The following is a 23,421-nucleotide window of genomic DNA, read 5'->3' on the forward strand; positions in this document are numbered from 1 at the left end:
GTCGGCGTTTTTCGCTTCGTTCGCTTCGTTCGCTTCGTTCGCTTCGCGCGCGGGCCGCCGGCGGCCCGCGTCGTCCCGGGCAGCGGCGTGCTCGCCCGGGCGCGAAGCCCCGGTTCCCGTCGCCGCCGCCCGCGCGGCACGTGCCGCCGGCGTGCGAGCGCGCTATGCTTCGACGAGCATTCGCGAGCGCATCTCGAGGTGCAGCGCGTGACAGAAGTTCGTGCAGAAGCACCAGAACACGCCGGGCTTGTCCGCGACGAACGTCACCGACTGCGTCTGCTGCGGATGCACGACGAAGTTGATGTTGTAGAACGGGATCGCGAAGCCGTGCGTCAGGTCTTCGACCTTGTCGAGATTGGTCAGGATGATCGTGACCTCGTCGCCTTTCTTCACGGTCCATTCGCGCAGCCCGAAAGTCGGCGCCTGCGACGTCAGGTAGACGGTGACCTTCCTGCCGTGCCGCTCGACGCGGCTGTCCTTCGCGTTCTTCACCGCGCGCGGGAACTCGTCGAGGTTGTAGATCTGCCGCGTCTTGATGATGTCGCGGCGCACGACGATCGAATCGTGCGGCTCGGGATACGTCGGATGATCGGCGACGAGCTGCATCTTCTCGCCGCTGATGTCGATCAGTTGCGCGCTGTCCGGATGCAGCGGGCCGACGGGCAGGTAGCGGTCCTTCGAGAACTTGTTGTCCGAGATGAAGAATTTGCCGTCCGGCTCCTTCGTCTCGCCCATCGACGTGAAGCCGTGGCCGGGCTGGTAGTGGACGTCGATCCGGTCGACGACCACCTTCGCCGCCTTGTCGCCCTTGTACGCCTTGATCGCCTCGTCGAGACTCCACTTGACGATCTGGCTGTCGAGAAAGAGCGTCGTGTACGCGTAGCCCTTGCCGTCGAAGCCTGTGTGCAGCGGCCCGAGCCCGATCTCGGGCTCCGCGACGACCGCGTCGCGCGGCTCCTTCAGCTCGCCCGCGAACCACTTGAGCATCAGCTCGTGCGAGATCAGCGTCGCGGTCGGCGAGAGCTTGCCCGCGCACGCATAGTACTTGCCGTCGGGCGAGACGTTCACGCCGTGCGGGTTCTTCGGCACGGGCACGTAGCAGGTGAGGGCGGTTTTCGGATCGGCGTTCGCCGCATGCGTGCCGTCGACGACGGGTACGGGCGAATTGCCGATGCGAAACGTCTTGCCGTTCTTCACCGCTTCCTCGATGCGCGCGACGTTGAAGAACACGCACGCGTCGCGTTCGGCCGCCATCATGTCCTCGTAATGGACGCCGTTCTCGGTGTTGTACTGGTTCGAGCACGCGAGCTTGCCGTCGTACGACGTCGCGACGAGATCCATGTTGCCGTCGATCTTCACCTGCCAGCGCGGCTGCATCGTCTTCGCGTCGACGCACGTGAAGAGGCAGTAGTACTTCTTCGGATCGTTCAGGTCGCGGCCGTCGTTCGGATGCGGAATGTGGAACTCGTTGCCGCAGAACACGCGCGTCGTGTAGTTGATCTTGTCGTCGAGCGGGTCGCGCTTGTCCGGGAAGATGCCGTGGAAGCCCTGCACGTTTGGCAACGGCGTGATCGCGTCGCATTCCATCGTGTCGAGGCGCACGCGCGCGATCCGCGCGTTGATCTTGTCGTTGACGAAGATGTACTTGCCGTCGTACGTGCCGTCCGCATACGACATGTGCACGTGGTGCGTGTCGCCCGTGAAGTAGTCGAGCTGGCCGTTGGCCTTCGTGCCGATGATCTTGCGCGATTCGTTCGTGATGCCCCAGCCGGACATGCAGTCGATGTTGTAGACGGGAATGCGCCGTATCTCGCGGCCGGACGGCAGGCCGTGCACGCGGATGTCGCCCGAGTGGCCGCCGCTCGAGAACACGTAGTACGTGTCGAGCTTGCCCGGATGCACTTCGTACTTGCCGAAGTCGATCGCGGCGGCGGGGCTCGCGCCGCTCGCCGCGCTCGCGCTCGTGCCGCCCGCGGCGGCGGGCGCGTCGCCGCCCTTGTTGCAGCCGGCGAGGCCGAGCGACAGGCTCGCGCCCGCGAGCCCGGCGACCGCCGACGACGCGAGGAACTTGCGCCGCCGCGCGTCCTGCGGCGCCGCCGCGTCTTCAGTGTTTGCCTTGGTATTAGCCATCACATTCTCACTTATCGTTTCGATTCAGCGCCAAGCAACCGGTAGCTTTACTTCGATTTCAGAAATACGGGTTTCCTGGTGACTGGATATGCACCGCATTGCGGCAAAATGTCACTCAATAGCCTCAATCTCCTTTCATCTCAAGGGCAAATGCAAATAAAACAAAAAGTAAGGATTATGAAATTTATTTATTCATCTTGATTTGAACGGAAAGATTTCCGTCGCTAGTGTCGTAGCTCGCCTATTCATGAGAAATGATCTGGATCAAGAAGGGGTATTGGAGATGAATGTTTTCTGGCATCGTCGCGGGTGTGCTTGAACGGCGTCAAACCGGATGCGCGAAACACGGCCGGAGGGAGGAGGCGAAGTGCGGGTTCGACGCAACTTGACGCGGTTTTACGGCACTTTAAACGTCTGATGAATGATGCGAAAAGACGCTGCCGACATGCGGCACCCGGACGCAGCGGACCGCCGGCCAAGAAATCGCTGTCGGACCTTTCGCCGGCCCAATTTGATTTGAATCAAACCAAAAAGTAACCGGGAAAAATAATAATTCGCCATTGGCCGGATGAAATTCGGTCATCGAGCTTCATGGTGAAAAACTGATTCGAGTGCATTTAAATTGTCTGCTTTTAGGAAAACCATTGGCCTGTCGCTGACGGCCATTATCGGTATCGCCTTTGCGCTCTGGCTGACGCTCAGAGCGCCGGAGGTTTATGTCCAGGGCACTTATGTATTCGGCACGCGCGTGCAATTGGCGCTCTACGGCGTGCCGCTCGATCGCGCGCAGCAGGCGACGAACGCGGTGTTCGCGCATTTCCAGGCGATGCATCGCGGGCTGCACGCGTGGCAGCCGTCGGACGTCACGCGGCTCAATCGAAGCCTCGCGGCGGGCGAGCCGTTTCACGCGCCCCCCCAGCTCGCCGCGATCCTGCGCGCGGCGCGCCGTTTGTCGATCGACACACAGGGGCTTTTCGAGCCGGGCATCGGACGGCTGATCCGGCTCTGGGGCTTCCAGTCCGATCAGTTCGACGTGAAGCCGCCGTCGCGCGACGCGGTGCAACGCGAAACGGCGCGGCATGCGCGCATCGAGGATCTCGTCATTTCGCCGTCCGGCGTCGTTACGAGCGCGAACCGCGCGATCGCGATCGATCTCGGCGGCTACGCGAAAGGCTGGGCGCTCGACGACGCGGCCGCGATGCTCAAGGCGCAGGGCATCGACAACGCGCTGATCGACGTCGGCGGCAATCTGCTCGCGCTCGGCAGCAAGGGCGGCGAGGCGTGGCGCGTCGGCATTCAGGACCCGCGCAAGCCCGGCACGCTCGCGACGCTCGAGCTGCGCGACGGCGAGGCGATCGGCACGAGCGGCGATTACGAGCGCTTCTTCCAGGCGAACGGCGTTCGCTATTGCCACATCATCGATCCGCGCAGCGGCTTTCCCGCGACGCAAAGCGAATCGGTGACCGTGCTCGTCGCGCCCGGCCCGCACGCCGGCGCGCTTTCCGACGGCGCGAGCAAGCCGCCCTTCATCGCGGGACGAGCGGCGATGCCGCTCACGCGCGGGCTCGGCGTCGACGCCGTGCTGATCGTCGATGCGCAAGGGCGCGTGTGGGCGACGGACGCGATGGCCGCGCGCGTGCGCTTCGCCGATCCGGCGCTGCGCGCCGCTCGCCTCGATTGAGCGACGGGAGCGCCGCCGCGATGTCGCACGGGCCGAGCATCGATTTGCAGGACGTGAGCCTCCATCGCGGCGGCCGGGCGATTCTGCGGCGCGTGAGCCTGTCGATCGGATACGGCGAGCTCGTCGCGATGGTGGGGCTGAACGGCGCGGGCAAGACGTCGCTGCTGTCGCTCGTCGCGACGCTCGCCGCGCCGAGCGGCGGGCGGATCTTCGTCGACGGTGTCGACGCGCTCGCGCAGCCGGCCAGGGTGCGCGAGCGAATCGGCGTCGTGTTTCAGGAGTCCGCGCTCGAGCCGCGCCTGTCCGCGCGCGACAACCTGTGGTTCATCGCGCATTGCCAGGGCGTAAGAGGGCGCGCCGCGCGGGCGCGCACGGGCGAGCTGCTCGCGATGCTCGGCCTCGACGCGCACGCGGCGACGCCGGTGCGCTGGCTGTCGGGCGGCCAGCGCCGGCGGCTCGAGCTTGCGCGCGCGCTTGTCGCGAAGCCTCGCGTGCTGCTGCTCGACGAGCCGACGCTCGGCCTCGACGTGGCCGCGCGCGATGCGTTCTGGGCGGAGATCAAGCGGCTCGTCGCCGACGGCTGCGCGGTGCTGTGCTCGACGCATCACACGGAAGAGGCGCGCGACGCCGATCGCATCGTCGTGCTCGATCGCGGCGAGCGGGTCGCGCTCGGCTCGTGGCGTGCGATGCGCGCGCCCGTGCCCGGCGTGATCCGCCTGCGCGTGCCGGATATCGACGCCGCGCGCCGCTGGCTCGCCGAGCACGGCTATCCGGTCGAAGTCGACGAAGACAATGTCGTCGTCGCGGGCGCCGATCCGCAGGCCGTGCTGCCGGCGCTGCTGCGACGGATGCCGTGCCGCGTGCTCGGCGCGGATATCGCGGCCCCCGGCCTGAAGGACGTCGTCGGCCACTGGATCGCCGCGCGGCGGCGCGAAGACGCGGCGGCGCCGCGCGCCGGGGAGCGCGCATGAGCGACGTTCTCGCGATCGTCTGGTTCGATCTGAAGCGCTTCTGGGCGTCGCCGCTGCGGATACTGTTCGGGCTCACGCAGCCGCTCCTGTATCTGTTCGTGCTGGGCGCGGCGCTGCGAAGCGGCACCTATGCGGAGATCGGCGGTTACCAGGCGTACATTTTTCCGGGCGTGGTCGGATTGTCGCTGATGTTCACGGCGATCTCGGCCGCAGTCGGCATTGTGCACGACCGCCAGACCGGTTTTCTGAACGCGCTCCTGGTGTCGCCCGTGCGCCGCGTCGACATCGCCCTCGGCAAGATCGGCTCGGGCGCGCTGCTCGCGTGGATACAGGCGCTGCTGCTGCTGCCGTTCTCGCCGGCGATCGGGATCGGCCTCACGGCGCCGCGCCTCGCGCTCCTCGTCGCGGCGATGGCGTTCGCCGCGCTCGTGTTCTCGGCGCTCGGACTCGCGCTCGCGTTGCCGTTCCGTTCGGTGATTGTGTTTCCGGTCGTGTCGAACACGCTGCTGCTGCCGATGTTTTTCCTGTCGGGCGGCCTGTATCCGCTCGACCTCGCGCCGGACTGGATTCGCGCGGCGGCCGCGTTCGATCCCGCCGCTTACGGGGTCGACCTGATGCGCGGTGTGTTGACGACGCAGTTCGCGATCGCGCCGTCCCGCTCGATCGCGGCGCTCGCCGCGTGCCTCGCCGCCGCGGGCTGGCTCGTCGTGCGTCGCATCGGGCGGCGGGACGCTTAGCGCGCGATCCGGGCCCGTCGAGCGGCACGCGTCGGGACGGCGCACGACAGCCGTGCTCAACGTCCGTTTATCCAGAGGTGCAACTAACGGTCTGGTTTCCCATTCGACCACGTCACACGACTTCGCCCCGTCGATGCGGCGACCTTCCGAAGCTGCCAACAGAGCAGGGCTCTACGACGATTATTCCAAGTCGCCCATATTCACCAGTTCAGATTGTGAATCGATATCCTCGATTAAATGAATCGGCGTTTGAAATTTCACATCCTCGTGCGGAATTGAAGTTTCTATGTTTTCGTTGAAAACGATCTATCGTTCCTGAAGGCATGGAGGGATTTAAAAAATTAAATCCGTATTGATTAAACGGGGTTGAAAACGAAGTGAAATTTCGATGAAACCGGTTTGGCGTCGAGTGTCGCGCGGCCGCTTCGATGGAGGCTGTAAAGAGAAATCGTTTCCATGCCGCGCATTTCTGATCATTCGTTATCAGATGTTTAATTGGGGGCAAAAATGAATGCAATGCTTTGGAGGCGCCGTTTGGATCACGTCATGTCGGCAATGTTGACCGCCGGAGTCGCGCTGCTCCCGCCTCTCGCCTTCGCGGACGGGGAATCCGCGCCCGGGATGCGGAGTTTGTCGAGCGTGATTGCCGCGCCTGCGGTGCGCAACGCGGTTGGTCCGGCGTGCACGCAAAATGTGTCCATCACGTCGCTCGCCAATCACGACCTCGTTTCGACCGAGTTGGGATATGCGGGGAGCGAATATGCGATGTTGCGCGCCCGTGCGACCGCGGCGGGCCCCTGGGAGCAGTACACCGTGTGCAACTACACGAGCGACGGGTATTGGACGATTCAATCGCAAGCGAACGGACTATACGTTTCCGCGGAGCTCGGCTACTCGGGTGGCCAGTACGGGATGCTGCGCGCACGCGCTTCCGTTGCAGGTCCTTGGGAACAGTTCCGCTAGAGCGATCCGTTTCGCGAGAGGAAGCGCTCGAGTTCGAAGAACTGAGCGCAAAAGGGGAATACACGGGGATATCCGTGGCTAGCGATGCGACGCCCAGGTCGCCCCGACATCCCGACTCGATTGCGACTGGGCGGCACGGTGTCGAAGGGGATGGGGGGGCTTGCCCGAATGCCGTGCCGCCATGAAATCGTCTACGTGAGGACGCGGAGCCAGCGCAGATCTCGACGTGCGCCGGTCGACGTGACGTCACGCTCCGGCGAGGGCGATGGGGAGCCTGCCCGGCGGATGACGCCGCTGTCGCACGGCGCGCCGCGGCTCGCCGGACGGATGAATCGAGCTCGCCGCGCAAAACCGAAGCGCCGCGCGCGTGCATGTTGTCTCATGCCGCGATCCCGCGCAGAACCATCCCGGCCGGCTGTACGACGCCCGCGAACGCCGGATGCCGACACTACCATTTCTCTCAGGGGGAATTACTAAAAATAATAACCGTTATGAAATAATATGATATCGCAGGCAGAAAATAAAATGTAAAGTGGATCTACGCCATCTTTCATCTGGACAAAAGACATCTCACATCGATGTCGAAAATAAAAATAAAGTCAACGCTTAAAAGGCAATTCAAATCGACATTCCATCGTGTCCTGTCGGGCGACAGGTATTAAATATACTGATAAATCAAAAACCGGCCGTCCAATCGAATTGATCGATCAATAACAAAAAAGAGGCTCGCCCGTGAGCGATGTCGCTCGCGACGGCCTCGCAAAGCGTCTAATTCGCCTGACATTGATCCAAATGTGTGCCGAGGGGCGTTTTAACATTCGAACAAAATTTCGAATCTCGGAAAAAATCATTCAAAAATGCGCCAGGAGATTCAAATGAAACGTTTGATCAAGCAAGTCGCTTTTGCCGCGCTCGGTTCGCTGATCGCGACCAGCGCTGTTGCCCAGCAGATCAAGACGCATGGAGGCGTGACACAGCTCACGTTGCCGGAGCGCGCCGTGCAAGTGGCCGCGATCGATTTCAAGAACGCATTGCCGATGCCGTTGCCGAAGCCGATCGCTGCGCCGCCCACCATGCTGGAATCGCTGATGTACAACGCCAAGCCGACTCTCGGCTTGCCCGGCTACGCGCGAGGCGGCGCGGGCGACGGCAAGCAAAGACCGGTGCAATTGGTGGCGCCCGTCGATTTGAGCCAGACCGGGGTCCAGCCGCAGGAATTCGGCACGTCGAATCAGCCGTACAACACCAGCCAGGTGAACGCATACGGCGACAACACGCAGTATTACTATCCGTTCCGCCCGGCCGGGAAGCTGTTTTTCAACATCGGCTCCGCAACCTATCTGTGCTCCGCATCCCTCATCAAGCCGGGAGTGGTCGTCACGGCGGCGCATTGCGTAGCGAATTTCGGCCAGCGGCAGTTCTATTCGAACTGGGTATTCGTTCCCGACTATAGCAATGGGTCGGCGCCCTATGGGGTATGGAGCGGGGCGTCCGCCACCATCATGACGTCCTACTTCGACGGCTCCGATCCGTGCGCCGTCGCCGGCGTCGTTTGCCAAGACGACGTGGCCGTGATCGTGCTGACGCCGCAAGGCGGAGCGTACGCGGGCAATAGCGCCGGATGGTATGGCTATGGTTGGAACGGCTATAGCTACAACTCGTCGGGGCTCGCTCAGATCGACCAGCTCGGTTACCCGGTGGCGCTGGATAACGGCGTCTTCATGGAGCGCAACGGATCGCAAGGTTTCGTGTCCGCCGGCTATTCGAACAACACGATCATCGGATCGCTGATGACCGGAGGTTCGAGCGGCGGCCCGTGGCTCGTCAATCTCGGCATGCCGCCCGCGCTCAACGGCACGGGTTTCGGCAACGCGGCCTCGCACAATGTCGTGGTCGGCGTGACGAGCTGGGGCTATACGGATACGACGGTGAAGCAGCAGGGCGCTTCTCCGTTCACGAGCGGCAACATCGTGGTGCTCGTGAATACCGTATGCGGCAGCACGCCGGCGGCTTGTTGACGGCGATCTGAGGGAGTGCGCCGCGTGCGGCGTTGCGCTCGTCGTGCCGATGCGGCACGACGGCGCGAACGCTGCGCCGCGGCGCATCTTCTCGACTGTTCGGAGTCGAGATCAAAACGACGGTTTGACTCGACGAACGGCCGGAAGGGGCGCGTGGCGCGTCTTCGATCCGAGGATAGGGAAATGTGCGGGCCGCATGTGCCGCGCGTGTCGTTGCTCACGTCTTCATCGCGCAGCGGCCGCCGCAATTGAACGCATCGCCGCTGCAGCGGGCCGCTTGCGGTGGAAGTCACGCGCTGGGGCCGGTCGGCCCGAGGGCGCGTGCCGGCTCAGCGCGTCGCGCGCGTGCGCGCGGCGTCGGGCGTCATGCCCGTCCATGTGCTGAACGCCCGGAAGAACGAGTTCGGATCTTGGTAGCCGAGCAGGAACGCGATCTGGCTGTAGGGTAAATCGGAGCGATCGAGGTAGTGCCACGCGAGCCGCTCGCGCACGTCGGCCAGCACGGCCTTGAAGCTCGCGCCTTCTTCGCCGAGCCGGCGCTGCAGCGTGCGCTTGCTGATCGCAAGCGAGCGCGCGACGTCCTCGGCGGTCGCGAGGCCGCCGGGGATCAGTTCCAGCAGCGCTGCCCGGACCCGCTCGACGATGCCGGCTTCGGCCGACAGCGCGGTCAGGCGCCGACGCAGGTCAGGCTCGAATACTTGCCACATCGCGTCGTTCGCCGTCACGAACGGGCGTCGCGCGTCGCACAGCGCAAAGCTCACGGATGGCGCCGCGCCATAGCGCGGCGTCGCGCCGAAAAAGCGTGCGTAGTCGTCGTGCGGCCGCAGTTCTCGCGGCAGCGTAATCGCGCTCGCAGGCACGCGCAAGCGGGTCGCGATCCGCGCCAGTTTCACGAAGAAGCCGAGTTCGGTCGCGAGCAGCGCGCCGGGGGGCGCGACGTCTTGCTCGACGAAGTCGATGGCGAGCGTGAGCGCGTCCGCCTCCAGTGCGACGCGCAGGCGCAACGGACCGATCAGAGGCTTGAACTGGCTGATGCGCCGTACCGCGACTTCGAGGTTCGGGCTGCACAACGCCGCGAAGATCGGCGGATCGAACGTCTCGACCGATACGTAGTCGAGTATGCGCAGGGGCAGGGGCATCGACGGCTCGCCGGCCATGTCTTCGAACGCCTGCCACAGGCGGAAATACTCGCGGGTCGACAGGCCGGCGTCCGGCCGCGCGAACAGGTCGGCGGGCAACTGCGCGCGCCGCAGCAACTCGTCGACGGATAGATCCAGATCGGCCAGCAATATCCGCCAGCCCGGCGAGATCGCGAAGCGGTTCATCGCCGCAGTTGCCCGGTCTCGACGAGCTGCTGGAAGAAGTCGTTCATCGATTCGGCGAGGGGCCGGTAGCGGATGCCGAGCTCGTTGCGGCTGCGGCTATTGTCGCTGTGCCACGGCAAGCCGACGTTGCGGGCCACCATCCTGCGCGTGACGGCCCGGTTCGCGAGCGGGCCGGCCAGCCAGACGAGCCATTTGGGCAGCACGCGCCGGGGAATCGGGTAGTCGTCGCCATACCGTTCGAGCAGCGTCGCCGCCATCGCCGGCAGGCTCGTATCGTGGCCCGACACGAGGTAGCGGCCGCTCGCGCCCGGCAGGAACGCCGCGCGGACGTGCGCCTCGGCCACGTCGCGCACGTCAACCACGCCGATGCCGAGATCGGGCGCGCCGCTCTTCATCGTGCCGTCTCCCATCTGCCGCACGATCGCGAAGCTCTCGGACGTGCCTTTCGGGTTGATGCCCGGTCCGACGACGAGCGACGGATTGATCGTCACCAGATCCCAGCGCTGCTGCGCGCCCGCGATCTTCCACGCTTCGCGTTCGGCGACCGTCTTGGAATACGAATACGGCTGGTGCGTGAGCGACGAGCTCGTATTCCAGATCGCCTCGGTGAACATGCCGTTCGGCGTGGCGGCGAGATCGGCGTTGTCGCCGTAGATGGCCGCGCAGCTGCTCGTCAGCACGACGCGCCGGACCGACGGCGTGCGGTTCACCGTGTCGAGCACGTTGCGCGTGCCGAGCAGCGCGGGATCGATCAGTTCCTTCTGCGGATCTCGCACGTCGACCTTGAACGGGGATGCGGTATGGAACACGATCCCGCAGCCGGCCATTGCCTGCGCATACGAGCCGGGTTCGAGCAGATCGGCGCGGAAGTAGCGGATCGCGCCGGGCGCGCGGGCCGCGATCCGCTCCAGATGCCTGAGCTTGTCGCGGTCGGCAGGATCGCGCACAGCCGCGTGAACCGTGAAGCCCGCGTCGAGCAGCCGTTTCACGAGCCAGCCCGCGACGTAGCCGGTTGCGCCGGTCACCATGACCGGGGTGTCGGTGTTGATGTCCATCGTCGTCGATTCCACTTCACATGATGTTCGACATGATGCCGGCTTTCACGCGCGCCGTAACTCGCCAAGCGCGCCAATCGGCATGCGCGGCGCGCCATGGTGAGCGCACGCGCGGATCGTCTTGCGAGCGCTGTGGTGTCGTTCGTTGTCTGCGAGAGACGGGGCTACTCCACATTCAATTTCCGCAGGCGCTTTCGAAACGTTGCCGAAGCGCTGTTCCACAGCCGCCAGCATGACGTCACGCACGACATCGCCGCTATGACCACCGGTCGTCGCCGCCTAACTCATGGCCTCACGGTCGCAGCAATCGAGCGCGAAGGTCACGCGCAGCGGCTCGCCATTGTCACAGCGAAACTCGAAGCCGTCAGAACACCATCGCTGGTTGCTCCTCGGTACAGCCACTTTGCCGTCGTGTCGGCGCTCGATGTGCGGCCGCGCAGGCCTGTGCAGCAGCAAGTCGTGCACGCGCATCACGCGATACACACGTTTGGCGTTGACCGGGGCCTCGCATCGGGACTCCCGCTCGCTTCGCAACAGGCCCCATATGCGCCGATAGCCGTAGCTTGGCAAGTCGGCAACAAGCAATCGAATTGCGTCGACAAGGCTTGCGTCGTCCGACTTGCGAGCGCGTCGTCCGTCTCGCCAATCAGCTGGTCGCGCGAGCTTTGCCGCCACATTCGAGCGCGCTACACCGAGAACATCGCAAACCCGCTTCACTGCGTGTCCTCCGGCAATGAGGGTGAGCGCGCAATCCATTTTCGCGACTTCATCACCTCCACGGCCTCCCGGAGAATCTCGTTTTCCATGGTCTTTATATGGACGCCTCCGGCTTGCCAAGGTTTGTTGCTCTGTCGAACAGATACAGGCTGCGGTTTTATATCCGGCCCATGCAGGTCGAAGCCCGCTGGCCCCAATGGAATCCGCTGACTCATGCCTCATTTTTGCCACGGACCGTGATGTCGTGTCAGGAGCAAGTCCCTCATTGTGCGCGAGGGCAAGAAATTCGAGAAACTATCAGCGTATCTTGAGGCCGTGCAAGCAAAGCCGTCTGTCCAGTGGCGCAGAGCTTACAAATTTGCGAAGTAGGGCAGGTAGGTTGGACGCGGGCCGTGACGTGAACAAAGGGCTTCAGATACCGCTACAATAGTGGCATGCAGAAATTGGGGAACGATATGCTCACTGTTGCATTGCCCGTCGAATTGGAAGCCGCCATCGTAACGGCGGCACACCGGTCAGGCCAGTCCGTTGACGAATATGTGGCCACGGTTTGCGCCGATGCTTTGTCGCTCGAAATGGATCGGGCGCGACTCGATTCGTATCTTTCAGGTACGCCGGCGGTGCAACATGACCGTGTTCGCGCGTGGCTGACTGAACTTGCTTCGGGAAATCGTACCGAATGCCCGCGCTGATCTGGCATCCAGATGCGCTGGAAGACGTTGCACGACTGTACGATTTTCTCGTGATGAACAGCCCGGCGGCTGCACGCCGTGCGGCTCAGATCATTGTGGACGCTGCCGATTTGATCGCCGAAAACCCCGGCATCGGTGCACCTCGGGCGGAATTTCGCGAATGGGCGGCCAGATTCGGCCGTAGTTCCTACGTTATCAGGTATGCCGTACTGGATGGCGACGAGGTGCTCGTGACCCGGGTATGGCATAGCCGCGAGTATCGTTAAGTATCAGCAGGGAACCTGTCAGGCTTGCTAGTTTGTCAAATGTATGACAATTTGGTAGCTTTCGCCCGACCGACAAGCGGGGGTTCTCATGCCGATTTCTTGCACGTTTGCACTTAATAATCAGAAATTCTCGACGCTTCAGTGCCCGGGCGTTGGTGCTTTTCCTGCATTTTCGGGAACGAGCGAGGGGCGAGATAATCCGGCGGCAATCGCCAAAAAGGATGTCGGTCCGTTGCCGCCTGGACGCTATTACATCGTCGATAGAGAGTCGGGTGGGCGTTTGGGCAGCATACGCGATTTCGTTTTGGAGCACTTCTACGAAACCGATCGGACGACTTGGTTTGCGCTGTATCGTGCGGACGGCCAAATTGACGATTGGACCTTCATCAACGGCGTGAGGCGAGGGAGTTTCCGCCTTCATCCGAACGGGCCTAGGGGCTTGAGTGAAGGCTGTGTCACTCTGGTGAATCTGCAGGACTTCGTGAAGCTGCGAGCCGCCCTCAAGGCAACGCCCATGATCAGCGTGCCCGGTTTCGCCGGTCGTGCATACGGTACGGTCGATGTTCGATGAAAGCGTCTCGAATCGTGTTTAACGTGGTGGCGACGCTGGCGGTTACGCTGGCGCTCGCCAAGGTGGCCGGGTCGATCCAGTTCGCGCCGTGGGCTACAAATGCCTTGGTTCGTTTTGCGGGGCTCTTCGGTGCGTACGGCGACGAGGGCGTCGAGGATGTTTATCTGGCCTCGTCGTTCCTGGCGTCGCTGATTGTGGCGGTTGCGGTTGTATGTGGCGCGAATCGGCTGTTCCGGCGTCCGAGTGGTGGAAATTGAAGATGCAGCTTGAATTGCTGGAACGGCCGTATCTGTCGGCCCAAGAACTGGCCGATGTGGCTCGGGATATCAGGAATCTCTACTGGGTGATCCGCAACACTCGGCGCGGAATCCATGACGCGAAGCGACGGCGCGTGTATTACAAGATTGCCGAGCATAAAAAACGCCTGCTCATGGCAGGCGTGTCGAAGGAAATGATTTTGGGCTTGCTACGCTGTTGCCGGGCGCGCGATTGTCAGGGACCGGGCTGCTTTGATTGCCCGAATCGTCGCGGTCAGTCTACGTGCTAAAATTGACATAATATCAATTATCAACAATATTGCTGTAGTAGCTTTATAGAAACGTCGCGTTCTAGCCATTTAGAAATGCCGTGCTTTGGACCTCGATACGCTCGCCGGTTCCCCACGACGGAGCCACCTATCAGCGAGCCCGAGGCGCAGCTCGACGGCCGCAAGCTCTGCTGCTCGCGTGGCAAGGTTGTCGGCGGTTCGGGCTCGATCAACGCCCGAACGAACGCTGCCGATCTGAGAGCGGCTGCGCGGATCGACTACGTGCTCGACGACGCCTGCGCTGTCGAACTGGTGCGCATTGCCGCGTGCTGGACGCGAGCATGAGAACGCGCCGCCCATCCAGGTAGCGTTCGCGGAAGATCGCCCTCTGCCGACGCTGGGCGATTTGAAGGCGACGGTCTCGTCAAACTGTGCCCGGAACTTGAGAGCCGAATTTCAATCCCCGCCCCCCCAAGAGAATCCATCAGTTGCCCTCCGTGTCGAGCATCCCTTCCTTGAAGGCAAGCCGCATGAGACCAGTGATATCGCTGACGCCGAGCTTGCGCATCAGGCGCAGGCGATACGTCTCCACAGTCTTGACCGACAGGTGCAACGACTCCGCGATGCTGGCGCTCGTGCGGCCCCGAACCACCAAATTGAGCACCTGACGCTCGCGCAGCGAGAGCGCCACCGCAGGCTCCGGCGCCGCCGCCGACGAGAGCGCCTTCGCCGCGGCGGAGGCGATCTGGGCGCTCCAGTAGTGGCGGCCCGCAACCACGTTGCGCAGCGCCTCGATGACCTCGCCACCCTTTGATCCCTTGAGTACGTAGCCCATCGCGCCCATCCTCACGGCGTCGAGCACCTGGCGCGGCTGCGAGAGCATGCTCAGCACCAGCACGCGCGACGGCAGCTTGCGGCGGTGCATCTCGCCGAGCAGTTCGAGGCCGGAATGCTCGCCGAGCGACAGGTCGAGCAGTACCACGTCGGGCGGCGCGCGCATGATGTCTCGAAGCACTGCCTGCGGAATCCAGCCCTCGCCCACGACCCGGTATCCGGCAGGTTCGAGCAGCGCGCGCAGTCCGTCTCTCAGCACAGCGTGATCGTCGACCAGATAGATGGTCTGGTTCATGGCGCGTACCTCAACTCGATCGTCGTGCCGCGCCGTCCGGCGCTAGAGCTCACGACAAGTTGCGCACCGATTCCCAGCGCGCGCTCGCGCATGCCCACCAGCCCGAGATGGCCGGGCTTGTGCGCACGTTCGGCGGGCCCGAGGCCGCGGCCGTCGTCGTGCACGCTCAGGACCAGCCCGGGCATGCCCCGTGCATCCAGCCTGACCGCGACATGGCCGCCGCGCGAATGCAGCAGCGCATTGGCAATGGCCTCGCGCGCCACCATGAAGACCGCATATTCGACATCGGGTGCCCAGCGGCGCTCGGCGAGTTCGTCGGCGGCATCGAGCGTCACGCGCACTTCCGGATGCTTTGCCGCCTGCGCCTGCACTTCGTTGTCGAGCGCTACCGCAAGGCCCTGCTCTTGCAATAGCGCCGGCCGCAATTCAACCAGCACTTCGCGCACTTCGCGCATGCCGCGATCGATGAGCGACGAGATCTGCGACCAGCCGTTCTGCACGATAGCGTCGTCGCTCGCGGGCAGACGCGCGCGCACGGCGTCGACGAAGATGCGCAGCGAGGTGAGCGTCTGGCCGAATTGGTCGTGCAGCAATTGCGCGAGACGGCGGTTGGTCTTCTGCTCGGCGTCCATCAGGTCGCGCGTCAACGCGGACAATTGCTCACGATAGCGCTCGACAGCCTGCTCGGACTCGACGCGCTCGGTGACGTCTCGTGCAACGAGCGTGATGAAGCTCCGGCCTTCGACGCTCGTGCGCGTCGCGGAGACTTCGAGGTGCTGCATGCGCCCGTCGTGACCTACGCCCGACAAGGTTCGCCTCGCATCGACAAGCGATCGCAGGCCGTCGCCGCGCGGCAGGATGTCGGGCAGCGGACCGTCCTTCAACTGGGCGGCGCTGCGGCCGAAGACACGTTCGGCCGCAGGGTTGCAGAGGATGACGCGGTCGGCGTCGTCAATGCCGAGAATGACGTCGCTTGCCGCCGACACGATCGCCGAAAGCAGCGCTTCGCTCTCGCGCACCTGCTGTTCGGCGCGCCGGCGTTCGCTCAGGTCGCGCGCCACCATCACGAGCGCGTAGACGACATCGTCGTCGTCACGCTGCGGGTAGAGCCGCAAGTGGCCCCAGAACCGCGTCTCGCGCGTACGTCCGAGCCAGCCTTCGTATTCGGTGCGGTCTCCGTCACGGGCGCGGGCGAGCAGCGATGCGCTCACGCCGCACTCGGCGCCATCCGACGAAAACAGCATCTCGAACGGTAAGCCCAGCGCCTCTTTCGCATGGGAATCGAACAGTGCGGCGGCGTTGCGGTTCCAACTCAGTATGCGGCCCTGGGGCGAGAGCTGGACCATCGCGATATCGACCGCCGCATCGATCAGCAATTCGGCCTGATGCTTGGCGGCGCGCACCGCCTCGCTCAGTTCGCTATGCGTGCCGAGATAGCCGATGAAGCAGTCGCCGTCGAAGAGCGGCGTCGTGTGCCACTGGACCCAGGAAAGGCGCCCGTCGCGCCGCACGTGCACGGCGCGGCCATGCAGCGCAACGCGCTCTTCGCGCATGCGGCGCAGAATTTCTCCGATGACGGTGCGCTGACTCTCCGGAATCCAGAGGCCGATCGGCGACTGACCGGCAAAATCGGACGAGGGGTAACCCGTCATCACCTCACTTGCGAGGTTCTGATAGACGATGCGGAACTGATCGTCATAGAGCACGAGGCCAAGCGGCATATCGCGCAGGAAACGCCATGCGCGGCCACTGTTGGCGACCGCGAGCGCCGCCGCGCGCGCCTCGCCGACACGATCGAGGCCGTCTTCCTCGACCTGCCGATACCACAGTTTGGTCGTGCCCCACGGCTCGGCATTCGCGGACGAGGTTTTCGAACTGGCGGGATCGGCCACCGGGGCCGCTGTTTGACGGGTTGCCACGCGCTGCGGTCCTTCACGTTAGGGTCTCGATGAGGGCCGTTCGAGCATAGCCGATTCCACTTCGCATAGGGTAATCGAGCAGCGCGATGTCCGACTTCCCTTACAACGCCCTCACCCGGCGGCTTCTAGAATGCGCTCGTCAGTGAACGCAATCCGTCCGTGGGCGGGTTACACGCTGTCTTCGATAATCGAACGCCGACTGGAGGAACCACGATGGACAACACGCTGCACGAGGCCGCCGGCCTGGTATCGCGCATGACGATCGAGGAGCGAGCGCGGCTCCTCTCCGGCGACGGCTGGTGGCGAACGCACGCCGTCGAGCGCCTCGGGCTGCCCGCGATCACCTGTTCGGACGGGCCGCACGGTCTGCGCAGACTGCAGGGCCTTTTCGGCGACAGCGTGCCGGCCACCTGTTTTCCGACCGCGACCGCGCTGGCCGCGACCTGGAATACCAGCCTGATCCGTGAGGTCGGCGCGGCGCTCGGACGCGAGGCGCAGGCAGCCGATGTGCAGATCCTGCTCGGCCCCGGTGTCAACATCAAACGCTCGCCGCTCGGCGGCCGCAACTTCGAATACTTCTCGGAAGACCCGTTGCTGTCGGGCCGCATGGCAGTCGCGTACATCGATGGCGTGCAGGGCGAAGGCGTCGGCACGTCGCTCAAGCACTTCGCGGTGAACAGCCAGGAAACGCAACGCATGGCGACAAGCTCCGACATCGACGAACGGACGCTGCGCGAGACGTACCTGCAGGCCTTCGAGATCGCGGTGCGCGAGGCGCAGCCGTGGTCCGTGATGAGCGCTTATAACCCGGTCAACGGCGTTTATGCATCGGAGCATCGCGAATTGCTGACGGATATCTTGCGCGACGAGTGGGGCTTCGAAGGCTTCGTCGTGTCGGACTGGGGCGGAATCAACGACCGCGCGAGCAGCGTGGCGGCAGGCACGAACCTGGAGATGCCGGGCAGCGGCGATTACAACCGCAACCGGATCATCGCGGCCGTGCGTGACGGACGCTTGTCGAACGAGACGCTCGAGCGCGCCGCGACCGAACTCGTGGCCGTGGCGCTGAAGGCGACCGCCGCGAAGAAGCCCGCCTTCGCCTTCGACGCCGACGCGCATCACGCCCTCGCTCGGCAAGTCGGCGGCGAGTCGATCGTGCTGTTGAAGAACGAAGATGGCGTGTTGCCGCTGCGCGCCCGCCAGAAAGTCGCGCTGATCGGCGATTTTGCGAAGGCGCCGCGGTATCAGGGCGCGGGTAGTTCGCAGGTCAACCCGATCCGCGTGACGAACGCCTTCGACGAGTTCGCCACCTTGCTCGGCGCGGACAGACTGTTGCACGCGGCAGGCTGCGACGCCGAGGGCGACACCGACGACGCGCTGCTCGCCGACGCGGTGAACAAAGCCGCGTCGGCGGACGTGGCGATCGTCTTCGTCGGCTTGCCCGATAGTTACGAATCGGAAGGCTTTGACCGCCGCTCGATCGACATGCCGCCCGGCCACGTGCGACTGATCGAAGCCGTAGCGATAGCGCAGCCGAGCATCGTGGTCGTGCTGCTGAACGGTTCCGCCGTCGCAATGCCGTGGATCGACGGCGTCAAGGGCGTGGTCGAGGGCTGGCTCGGCGGGCAAGCCGGCGGCGGCGCGCTGGCGGACGTGCTCACGGGACGCGTCAATCCGTCGGGCAAGCTCAGCGAGACCTTTCCGGTTTGCATCGAGCAGACGCCGGCCTTTCCGGCCTTCCCGAGCCATTGCGGCCATGCGCTTTATGGAGAGGGGCTCTTCGTTGGCTACCGGCACTACGACATTCGGGATATCGAACCGCTGTTCCCGTTCGGCTTCGGCCTGAGCTATACGGAGTTTGCGTATACCCGCATCGAAAGCGGCACGGCCGCCTTCGATGCCGATGCAGGCGGCTCGATCGCCGTCGATGTGACGGTCAGGAACGTCGGCGCTGTTGCGGGGCAAGAGGTCGTGCAGCTCTATGTGCACGAGCGCGCACCCGCGCACCCGGGGCCTGTCAACGAACTGCGCGCGTTCGACAAGGTCATGCTCGCGCCCGGCGAGGAAAGGACGCTGCGCTTCGCGCTCGGCCGCCGCGACTTCGCGCACTACGATCCGCAAGCGCAAGCATGGTCGGTGAACCCGGGCGAGTTCGATGTGCGCGTGGGAGGATCGTCACGCGATCTGCCGCTGCAGGCGACCCTCCACGTGCGGGCGCGCCCGTTGGCGAGGACGCTCACGCGGCAGTCGCTGGTGCAGGATTTCAGCCGGATGCCGGCGGTGTACGAAGAATTCGCGCGCGCGCTCGGATTCGCCGAACTGGTCGAGCCGGCGCCCGAGGCATCGTCCGCCGACATGACGCGGGAGCAGATCACCGCGGCGCGCAAGGCGCGCATGGCGACCCGCGCGTTCGTCGACGAAATGCCCATCAACAAGGTGCCGGCGTTCTCGAAAGGGCGATTGAGCGAGGCTCGGCTCGACGAGATTTTGCGCATCGCGTCGGCGTAGCCCGAGATCGGCGATTTACACGTTTTGATTTTTCGACGCACTCTGGCGGCGTCAGGGAAGCGTTCCTTTTTCGATCAGGTGTCTGGGGGAGATAAGAATGAAAGTCGGCAAATTCATGGGCGGCCTGTGCGCCGCAGGCCTCTTGTCTGGCGCAGCGGCATCGGTGCAGGCCGCCGAAGCCGTGTCGGTGCTGCACTGGTGGACGTCGGGCGGCGAATCGAAGGCCGTTGGCGTCCTCAAGAGCGACATGCAGAAGCAAGGCTACGCGTGGAAAGACTTCGCGGTCGCGGGCGGCGCGGGCGCCTCCGCGATGACCGTGCTCAAGACCCAGGTGATCTCGGGCAACGCGCCGGCGGCCGCGCAAATCAAAGGCCCGCTGATTCAGGAGTGGGCCGAGCAAGGCGTGCTCGCGCCGATCGATTCGGCCGCCGGAGACTGGAAGAAGAACCTTCCGCCGCAGATCGACAAGATCATCCGCGCCAACGGCCATTACGTCGCGGCGCCCTTCTCGGTGCATCGCGTGAATTGGCTGTACATCAACAAGGCCGCGCTCGACAAGGCAGGCGGTAAAGTGCCGACCACATGGCCGGAATTCTTCGCCGTGGCCGACAAGATGAAGGCCGCGGGCATCGTTCCGGTTGCGATGGGCGGCCAGCCGTGGCAGGACGTGACGCTGTGGGAAGGCGTGGTGCTCTCGCAGGGCGCGGACTTTTACAGGAAGGCGATCGTCGATCTTGATCCAAAGACGCTCACGTCCGACAAGATGGTCCAAGTATTCGACACGGTGCGCAGGATTCAATCGTACTTCGATCGCGGCCGCGCCAGCCGTGACTGGAATCTCGCGACGGCGATGGTCGTCAACGGCAAGGCCGGCATGCAGTTCATGGGCGACTGGGCGAAAGGCGAATTCGCCGGCGCGAACAAAAAGCCGGGCAGCGACTACATTTGCGCGGCGGTGCCGGGCACGGACAAGGCGTACACGTTCAACGTCGATGCGTTCGTGTTCTTCCAGCAGCCGGGCCAAAAGGAAGCGACGCCCGGCCAGCTCGCACTCGCGAAGACGATCATGTCTCCGGCGTTTCAGGAACAGTTCAGCCTGTACAAGGGCTCGATTCCGGTGCGGCTTGGCGCGCCGATGGCGAAATTCGACGACTGCGCCAGGAAGTCCTACGCGGACGAACAAACAGCGATCGCCGGCAACGGGTACGTGCCGTCGCTTTCGGGCAGCATGGCTCAATCGGATGCGATCGCCGGCGCAATCACCGACGTCGTCACCACGTTCATGAACTCGAACCAGGATTCGAAGCGCGCGGTTCAAGCGCTTGCGAAGGCTGCGAAGACGAAGTAAACGAGTGTCGGCGCCCCAGTTGCGATCTTGCTCGCGACTGGGCGTCGTCAGTGAAACCTTGAGATGCAAAGGGGACTGCTCGAGGCCTGTCGATGCGCGCCGGCGACGGCAAGGCGCCATGGCGCGCCACGTTTCGCTTGCTCGCCGGCGCGGCCGTCCGATTGTCCGGACTGCCGCGCCGATCCATGACACGTCCCGGCCGACGCGGCATCGATACGCTTTTGACCGTCGAGTCTTCCGCCTCGCGCGGCAGAGCGCCCGCGAAATTACCGCCCCCCGGCGTTTCGGCCGTTACGGTCGACATTTGCGAGGGCATCCGCGGGGCGCGATACGTCTCTATTCGCCATGCCGAACGGTTGGCCGAAGCCGGTATCGCGCTCTCGACGTCATCGTCGCCGCTCATTCGAATACGCTGACGTCGCAAAGCATGCGCCAATTGCGGCCAAGCGTGCGCACTTCCTGTCCCGATACGGTCAGCGTGCCGAACAGATGGATATCGCGGCTGGAACTGCCGATCATCAGATCGAACTCCCCGGGTTCCACGACGCGCTCGCCACGCTCGTCGGTAAAGTTGAGCATGTCGACCGGCAATCGGACCCGTACGATTCTGCGCCCGCCCGCCGGCACGAAAACGCGCTGGAATCCCTTGAGTTCGCGCACCGGGCGCACGACCGATGCAATACGGTCACGGACGTAAATCTGAGCGACGTCTGTTCCATCCCGCTGGCCGACGTTTTCTATCTCGAAGACAAACTCGAATACCCCGCTGGCCACATCGGCGTGGCTGTCGATCAAATCAAGCGCCCCGTAGCGAAACCGCGTATACCCCAAACCGAATCCAAACGGATAGCGCGAGCCGAAATGGTAGGCGACAGGCGTGCCTGCGCTCTTCAGTTTGTGGTTGTACACGTAGGGCACCGCGCCCGCGCTTTTGGGAATCGACAACGGCAGGCGGCCGCTAAAGTCGGCCGCGCCGGAAACCAGCTCGGCGATCGCATCCGCTCCGCCCTCACCCGGCGCAAAGGCGACGATATGTGCGGCCACCACCTCCTCCAGCCCTCCAAGGTTGTAGGGGCGTCCCCCCGTCTGCACGACGACCGTCGGCGTGCCGCTCGCGACGACGGCCTCGAGCAGCGTCTGCTGCACGCCCGGCAGTTCGAGGCTATCGGTATCCGAGCCCTCCCCAACGGTGCCGGACTGGAACAACCCTGCGAGGTCGCCGACAAACACGAACGCGACCGCCGCCGATCGTGCCGCGGCGACAGCGGAATCGATCTGTCGGAGGTCGCGGCTGATTGGAGCCTGCCGATTCTCATCGAGCGCGCGCGCCATATCCACGTCGCCTGGAAACACCGGCGTGCCCGCGCGCCGCTCCTGAATAATCTCGCACCCCTTCGCGTAGACGACGCGATCGGCGGCGAATCGTTCCCTGAAAGCCTGCAGCGGGGTTTTCACGGGCGATCGCGCATCCTTGCCGGTCGTGATCAGATGGACCGGGAAGCTATAGCCGGCGAGCAGCGCGAGAGGATCGTCGGCAGTCGGCCCAATGACCGCCACACGATGCTCCTGCGCTGCACGAACCGGCAAAGTGCCGTCGTTCTTCAGCAGGACGATGGATTCGAGCGCGGCTTGCCGCGCGAGCGCCGTGGCGTCGCCGCCGCTCACGTTCACGCCGTCGGGGTCCGCATAAGGGCGCTCAAAAAGCCCCAGCCGGAATTTTTCGGTCAACACTCGCGACACCGCGGCATCGATCGCCTCCAACTCGATATCGCCGCGTTCGATCGCGGTTTTCAAGTGCAACGCGCACTCGTGGCCGGGAAGTTCGACATCGAGCCCGGCATTGAACGCCAATGCCGCGGCTTTCGCCTCGTCTTGCGCGACGCCGTGATGGGTGAGGAGCAGATTGACCCCGGCATAATCGGCAACAACCAGTCCGTCGAATCCCCATCGACGGCGCAGCGTGCCTTCGATCAATGCCTGATCCGCATGACAGGGAATGCCGTCGATATCGTGATAGGCGGGCATGACGGACCCCGCGTCGGCCAGCTTGACCGCCATCTCGAACGGAAGCATGAAGATATCGTTGAATTCCCTCGGTCCGATGCGCACGGGGGCGTGATTGCGCCCGCCCTCGCTCGCCGAATGCCCGGCAAAGTGCTTGAGCGTGGCGAGCAGATCCCGTCGCTCGCCCTGCAGTCCCTTGACGTAATGACAAGCCAGCACGCCCACCAGATAGGGATCTTCGCCGAACGTCTCCTCCGTGCGTCCCCATCGCGGATCACGCGACACATCCAGCACCGGCGCGAGCCCCTGGTGGCAGCCGATCGAACGCGCTTGCAGGCCGATTTCTCTGCCGACCGCCTCGATCAGCCCCGGGTTCCAGGTGGCGGCGTAGTTCAGCGGCGAGGGAAACAAGGTGGCGCCGTCGATCGTGAGGCCGACCAGGCATTCCTCGTGAGACATTACCGGGATACCCAATCGGGTATCCTCGACCATCCGGCGTTGCAGTTCGTTGAGCGCCCGGACACCTTCGCGGGCGTCGACCGCATGGGTCCCGAGCGGCCGGGTGATCTGCCCGAGGCCGTGTGCGAGCAGCGTATCGACCGTAATGCCGGTCTGGCGCTGAGCAAAATCCGCGATTCGCCAGGTATGCTTCCCGTCGGATGACAGTTCCAGCCAACCGGCATGCAACTGGGCAATCTTTTCGTCCAGATGCATTCTTGCAAGCAGGTCGGCGACGCGCTCCCGGATTGGCGCATTCGGATTGCGATAAAGGGCGGAGTCTGTTGCGTGATCGATCGACATAAGAACTTTCAGGAGAATATTCAGGATCTGACGTGACGCGTCGCCCGCGCTCGCTCCGAT

The 23,421-nt window shown here is 64.0% G+C and carries 17 protein-coding genes and 2 pseudogenes; 12 read left to right on the forward strand and 7 right to left on the reverse strand.

The window, feature by feature from the left end; genetic code table 11:
- Positions 1–162: 162 nt before the first annotated feature.
- Complete coding sequence (gene nosZ / locus WS78_RS09375; protein WP_059577504.1) at positions 163–2,130, reverse strand: TAT-dependent nitrous-oxide reductase; 1,968 nt, start codon at positions 2,128–2,130, stop codon at positions 163–165.
- A gap of 643 nt (positions 2,131–2,773) precedes the next feature.
- Between nosZ and WS78_RS09380 the strand changes: the two genes are divergently transcribed.
- The 5 genes and pseudogenes from WS78_RS09380 to WS78_RS09400 all read left to right on the forward strand — a co-directional run bounded on the left by WS78_RS09380 (position 2,774) and on the right by WS78_RS09400 (position 8,500).
- Positions 2,774–3,811 (forward strand): FAD:protein FMN transferase, encoded by a 1,038-nt coding sequence (locus WS78_RS09380; protein WP_226377237.1) that lies wholly within the window; start codon positions 2,774–2,776, stop codon positions 3,809–3,811.
- Positions 3,812–3,831: 20 nt separating this feature from the next.
- Entirely contained in the window at positions 3,832–4,782 is a 951-nt protein-coding gene (gene ccmA / locus WS78_RS09385; RefSeq protein ID WP_059577560.1) for a heme ABC exporter ATP-binding protein CcmA, read from the forward strand.
- Entirely contained in the window at positions 4,779–5,519 is a 741-nt protein-coding gene (locus tag WS78_RS09390; RefSeq protein WP_038742932.1) for an ABC transporter permease, read from the forward strand. The genes ccmA and WS78_RS09390 overlap by 4 nt, the downstream gene beginning before the upstream one ends.
- Positions 5,520–6,053: 534 nt before the next feature.
- A complete protein-coding gene (locus WS78_RS09395) occupies positions 6,054–6,482 on the forward strand; it encodes a fascin domain-containing protein (RefSeq protein ID WP_156437430.1) in 429 nt (142 codons plus the stop codon).
- Between the two features lie 792 nt (positions 6,483–7,274).
- Positions 7,275–8,500: pseudogene (locus WS78_RS09400) on the forward strand (trypsin-like serine peptidase).
- A 329-nt stretch (positions 8,501–8,829) separates the two neighbouring features.
- Here the strand turns inward: WS78_RS09400 and WS78_RS09405 are convergent.
- The 3 genes and pseudogenes from WS78_RS09405 to WS78_RS09415 form a co-directional block, all read right to left on the reverse strand.
- Positions 8,830–9,825 carry an AraC family transcriptional regulator gene (locus WS78_RS09405; protein ID WP_059577513.1) on the reverse strand — a complete coding sequence of 332 codons (996 nt, stop codon included), beginning with the start codon at positions 9,823–9,825 and terminating at the stop codon, positions 8,830–8,832.
- Positions 9,822–10,880 (reverse strand): NAD-dependent epimerase/dehydratase family protein, encoded by a 1,059-nt coding sequence (locus tag WS78_RS09410; RefSeq protein ID WP_059577516.1) that lies wholly within the window; start codon positions 10,878–10,880, stop codon positions 9,822–9,824. Before WS78_RS09410 ends, WS78_RS09405 begins: the two co-directional genes overlap by 4 nt.
- Positions 10,881–10,997: 117 nt before the next feature.
- Positions 10,998–11,692, reverse strand: a pseudogene (locus WS78_RS09415) (IS3 family transposase); the annotation flags it as partial.
- Positions 11,693–12,031: 339 nt separating this feature from the next.
- Here WS78_RS09415 and WS78_RS09420 point away from each other — a divergent pair.
- The 5 genes from WS78_RS09420 to WS78_RS09440 all read left to right on the forward strand — a co-directional run bounded on the left by WS78_RS09420 (position 12,032) and on the right by WS78_RS09440 (position 13,673).
- Positions 12,032–12,289: a hypothetical protein gene (locus WS78_RS09420; protein ID WP_226377224.1), complete on the forward strand. Its 258-nt coding sequence runs from the start codon at positions 12,032–12,034 to the stop codon at positions 12,287–12,289.
- Positions 12,277–12,555, forward strand: coding sequence for a type II toxin-antitoxin system RelE/ParE family toxin (locus tag WS78_RS09425; protein WP_063889442.1), 279 nt, complete (start codon positions 12,277–12,279; stop codon positions 12,553–12,555). Before WS78_RS09420 ends, WS78_RS09425 begins: the two co-directional genes overlap by 13 nt.
- An 88-nt stretch (positions 12,556–12,643) precedes the next feature.
- Positions 12,644–13,126, forward strand: a complete 483-nt coding sequence (locus WS78_RS09430; RefSeq protein WP_059577520.1) for a DUF2778 domain-containing protein — start codon at positions 12,644–12,646, stop codon at positions 13,124–13,126.
- Positions 13,123–13,383: a hypothetical protein gene (locus WS78_RS09435; protein WP_038742942.1), complete on the forward strand. Its 261-nt coding sequence runs from the start codon at positions 13,123–13,125 to the stop codon at positions 13,381–13,383. Before WS78_RS09430 ends, WS78_RS09435 begins: the two co-directional genes overlap by 4 nt.
- Positions 13,384–13,385: 2 nt before the next feature.
- Entirely contained in the window at positions 13,386–13,673 is a 288-nt protein-coding gene (locus WS78_RS09440; RefSeq protein WP_226377225.1) for a hypothetical protein, read from the forward strand.
- Positions 13,674–14,136: 463 nt separating this feature from the next.
- Here WS78_RS09440 and WS78_RS09450 read toward each other — a convergent pair whose 3' ends face one another.
- Positions 14,137–14,781 (reverse strand): response regulator, encoded by a 645-nt coding sequence (locus WS78_RS09450; protein ID WP_038742946.1) that lies wholly within the window; start codon positions 14,779–14,781, stop codon positions 14,137–14,139.
- Positions 14,778–16,700, reverse strand: a complete 1,923-nt coding sequence (locus WS78_RS09455) for a sensor histidine kinase (protein ID WP_152611590.1) — start codon at positions 16,698–16,700, stop codon at positions 14,778–14,780. Before WS78_RS09455 ends, WS78_RS09450 begins: the two co-directional genes overlap by 4 nt.
- Before the next feature lie 213 nt (positions 16,701–16,913).
- Here WS78_RS09455 and WS78_RS09460 point away from each other — a divergent pair, with 213 nt between their 5' ends.
- The gene (locus tag WS78_RS09460) at positions 16,914–19,208 is read left to right on the forward strand and encodes a glycoside hydrolase family 3 C-terminal domain-containing protein (RefSeq protein WP_059577523.1); all 2,295 of its coding nucleotides are present in this window, start codon (positions 16,914–16,916) and stop codon (positions 19,206–19,208) included.
- A 97-nt stretch (positions 19,209–19,305) separates the two neighbouring features.
- Positions 19,306–20,556 carry an ABC transporter substrate-binding protein gene (locus WS78_RS09465; RefSeq protein ID WP_059577526.1) on the forward strand — a complete coding sequence of 417 codons (1,251 nt, stop codon included), beginning with the start codon at positions 19,306–19,308 and terminating at the stop codon, positions 20,554–20,556.
- Between the two features lie 399 nt (positions 20,557–20,955).
- Here WS78_RS09465 and WS78_RS09470 read toward each other — a convergent pair whose 3' ends face one another.
- Entirely contained in the window at positions 20,956–23,361 is a 2,406-nt protein-coding gene (locus WS78_RS09470; protein ID WP_059577529.1) for a glycoside hydrolase family 3 N-terminal domain-containing protein, read from the reverse strand.
- Positions 23,362–23,421 lie beyond the last annotated feature (60 nt).

This window comes from Burkholderia savannae, from assembly GCF_001524445.2.
GTDB lineage: Bacteria > Pseudomonadota > Gammaproteobacteria > Burkholderiales > Burkholderiaceae > Burkholderia > Burkholderia savannae.

Bases quoted from the DNA above. Each gene is read 5' to 3' on its own strand.
- WS78_RS09410 (WP_059577516.1), bottom strand. From the start codon at position 10,880: ATGGACATCAACACCGACACCCCGGTCATGGTGACCGGCGCAACCGGC.
- WS78_RS09440 (WP_226377225.1), top strand. From the start codon at position 13,386: ATGCAGCTTGAATTGCTGGAACGGCCGTATCTGTCGGCCCAAGAACTG.
- WS78_RS09460 (WP_059577523.1), top strand. From the start codon at position 16,914: ATGGACAACACGCTGCACGAGGCCGCCGGCCTGGTATCGCGCATGACG.
- WS78_RS09465 (WP_059577526.1), top strand. From the start codon at position 19,306: ATGAAAGTCGGCAAATTCATGGGCGGCCTGTGCGCCGCAGGCCTCTTG.
- WS78_RS09470 (WP_059577529.1), bottom strand. From the start codon at position 23,361: ATGTCGATCGATCACGCAACAGACTCCGCCCTTTATCGCAATCCGAAT.
- WS78_RS09405 (WP_059577513.1), bottom strand. From the start codon at position 9,825: ATGAACCGCTTCGCGATCTCGCCGGGCTGGCGGATATTGCTGGCCGAT.
- WS78_RS09435 (WP_038742942.1), top strand. From the start codon at position 13,123: ATGAAAGCGTCTCGAATCGTGTTTAACGTGGTGGCGACGCTGGCGGTT.
- WS78_RS09390 (WP_038742932.1), top strand. From the start codon at position 4,779: ATGAGCGACGTTCTCGCGATCGTCTGGTTCGATCTGAAGCGCTTCTGG.
- ccmA (WP_059577560.1), top strand. From the start codon at position 3,832: ATGTCGCACGGGCCGAGCATCGATTTGCAGGACGTGAGCCTCCATCGC.
- WS78_RS09450 (WP_038742946.1), bottom strand. From the start codon at position 14,781: ATGAACCAGACCATCTATCTGGTCGACGATCACGCTGTGCTGAGAGAC.
- nosZ (WP_059577504.1), bottom strand. From the start codon at position 2,130: ATGGCTAATACCAAGGCAAACACTGAAGACGCGGCGGCGCCGCAGGAC.
- WS78_RS09430 (WP_059577520.1), top strand. From the start codon at position 12,644: ATGCCGATTTCTTGCACGTTTGCACTTAATAATCAGAAATTCTCGACG.
- WS78_RS09420 (WP_226377224.1), top strand. From the start codon at position 12,032: ATGCAGAAATTGGGGAACGATATGCTCACTGTTGCATTGCCCGTCGAA.
- WS78_RS09425 (WP_063889442.1), top strand. From the start codon at position 12,277: ATGCCCGCGCTGATCTGGCATCCAGATGCGCTGGAAGACGTTGCACGA.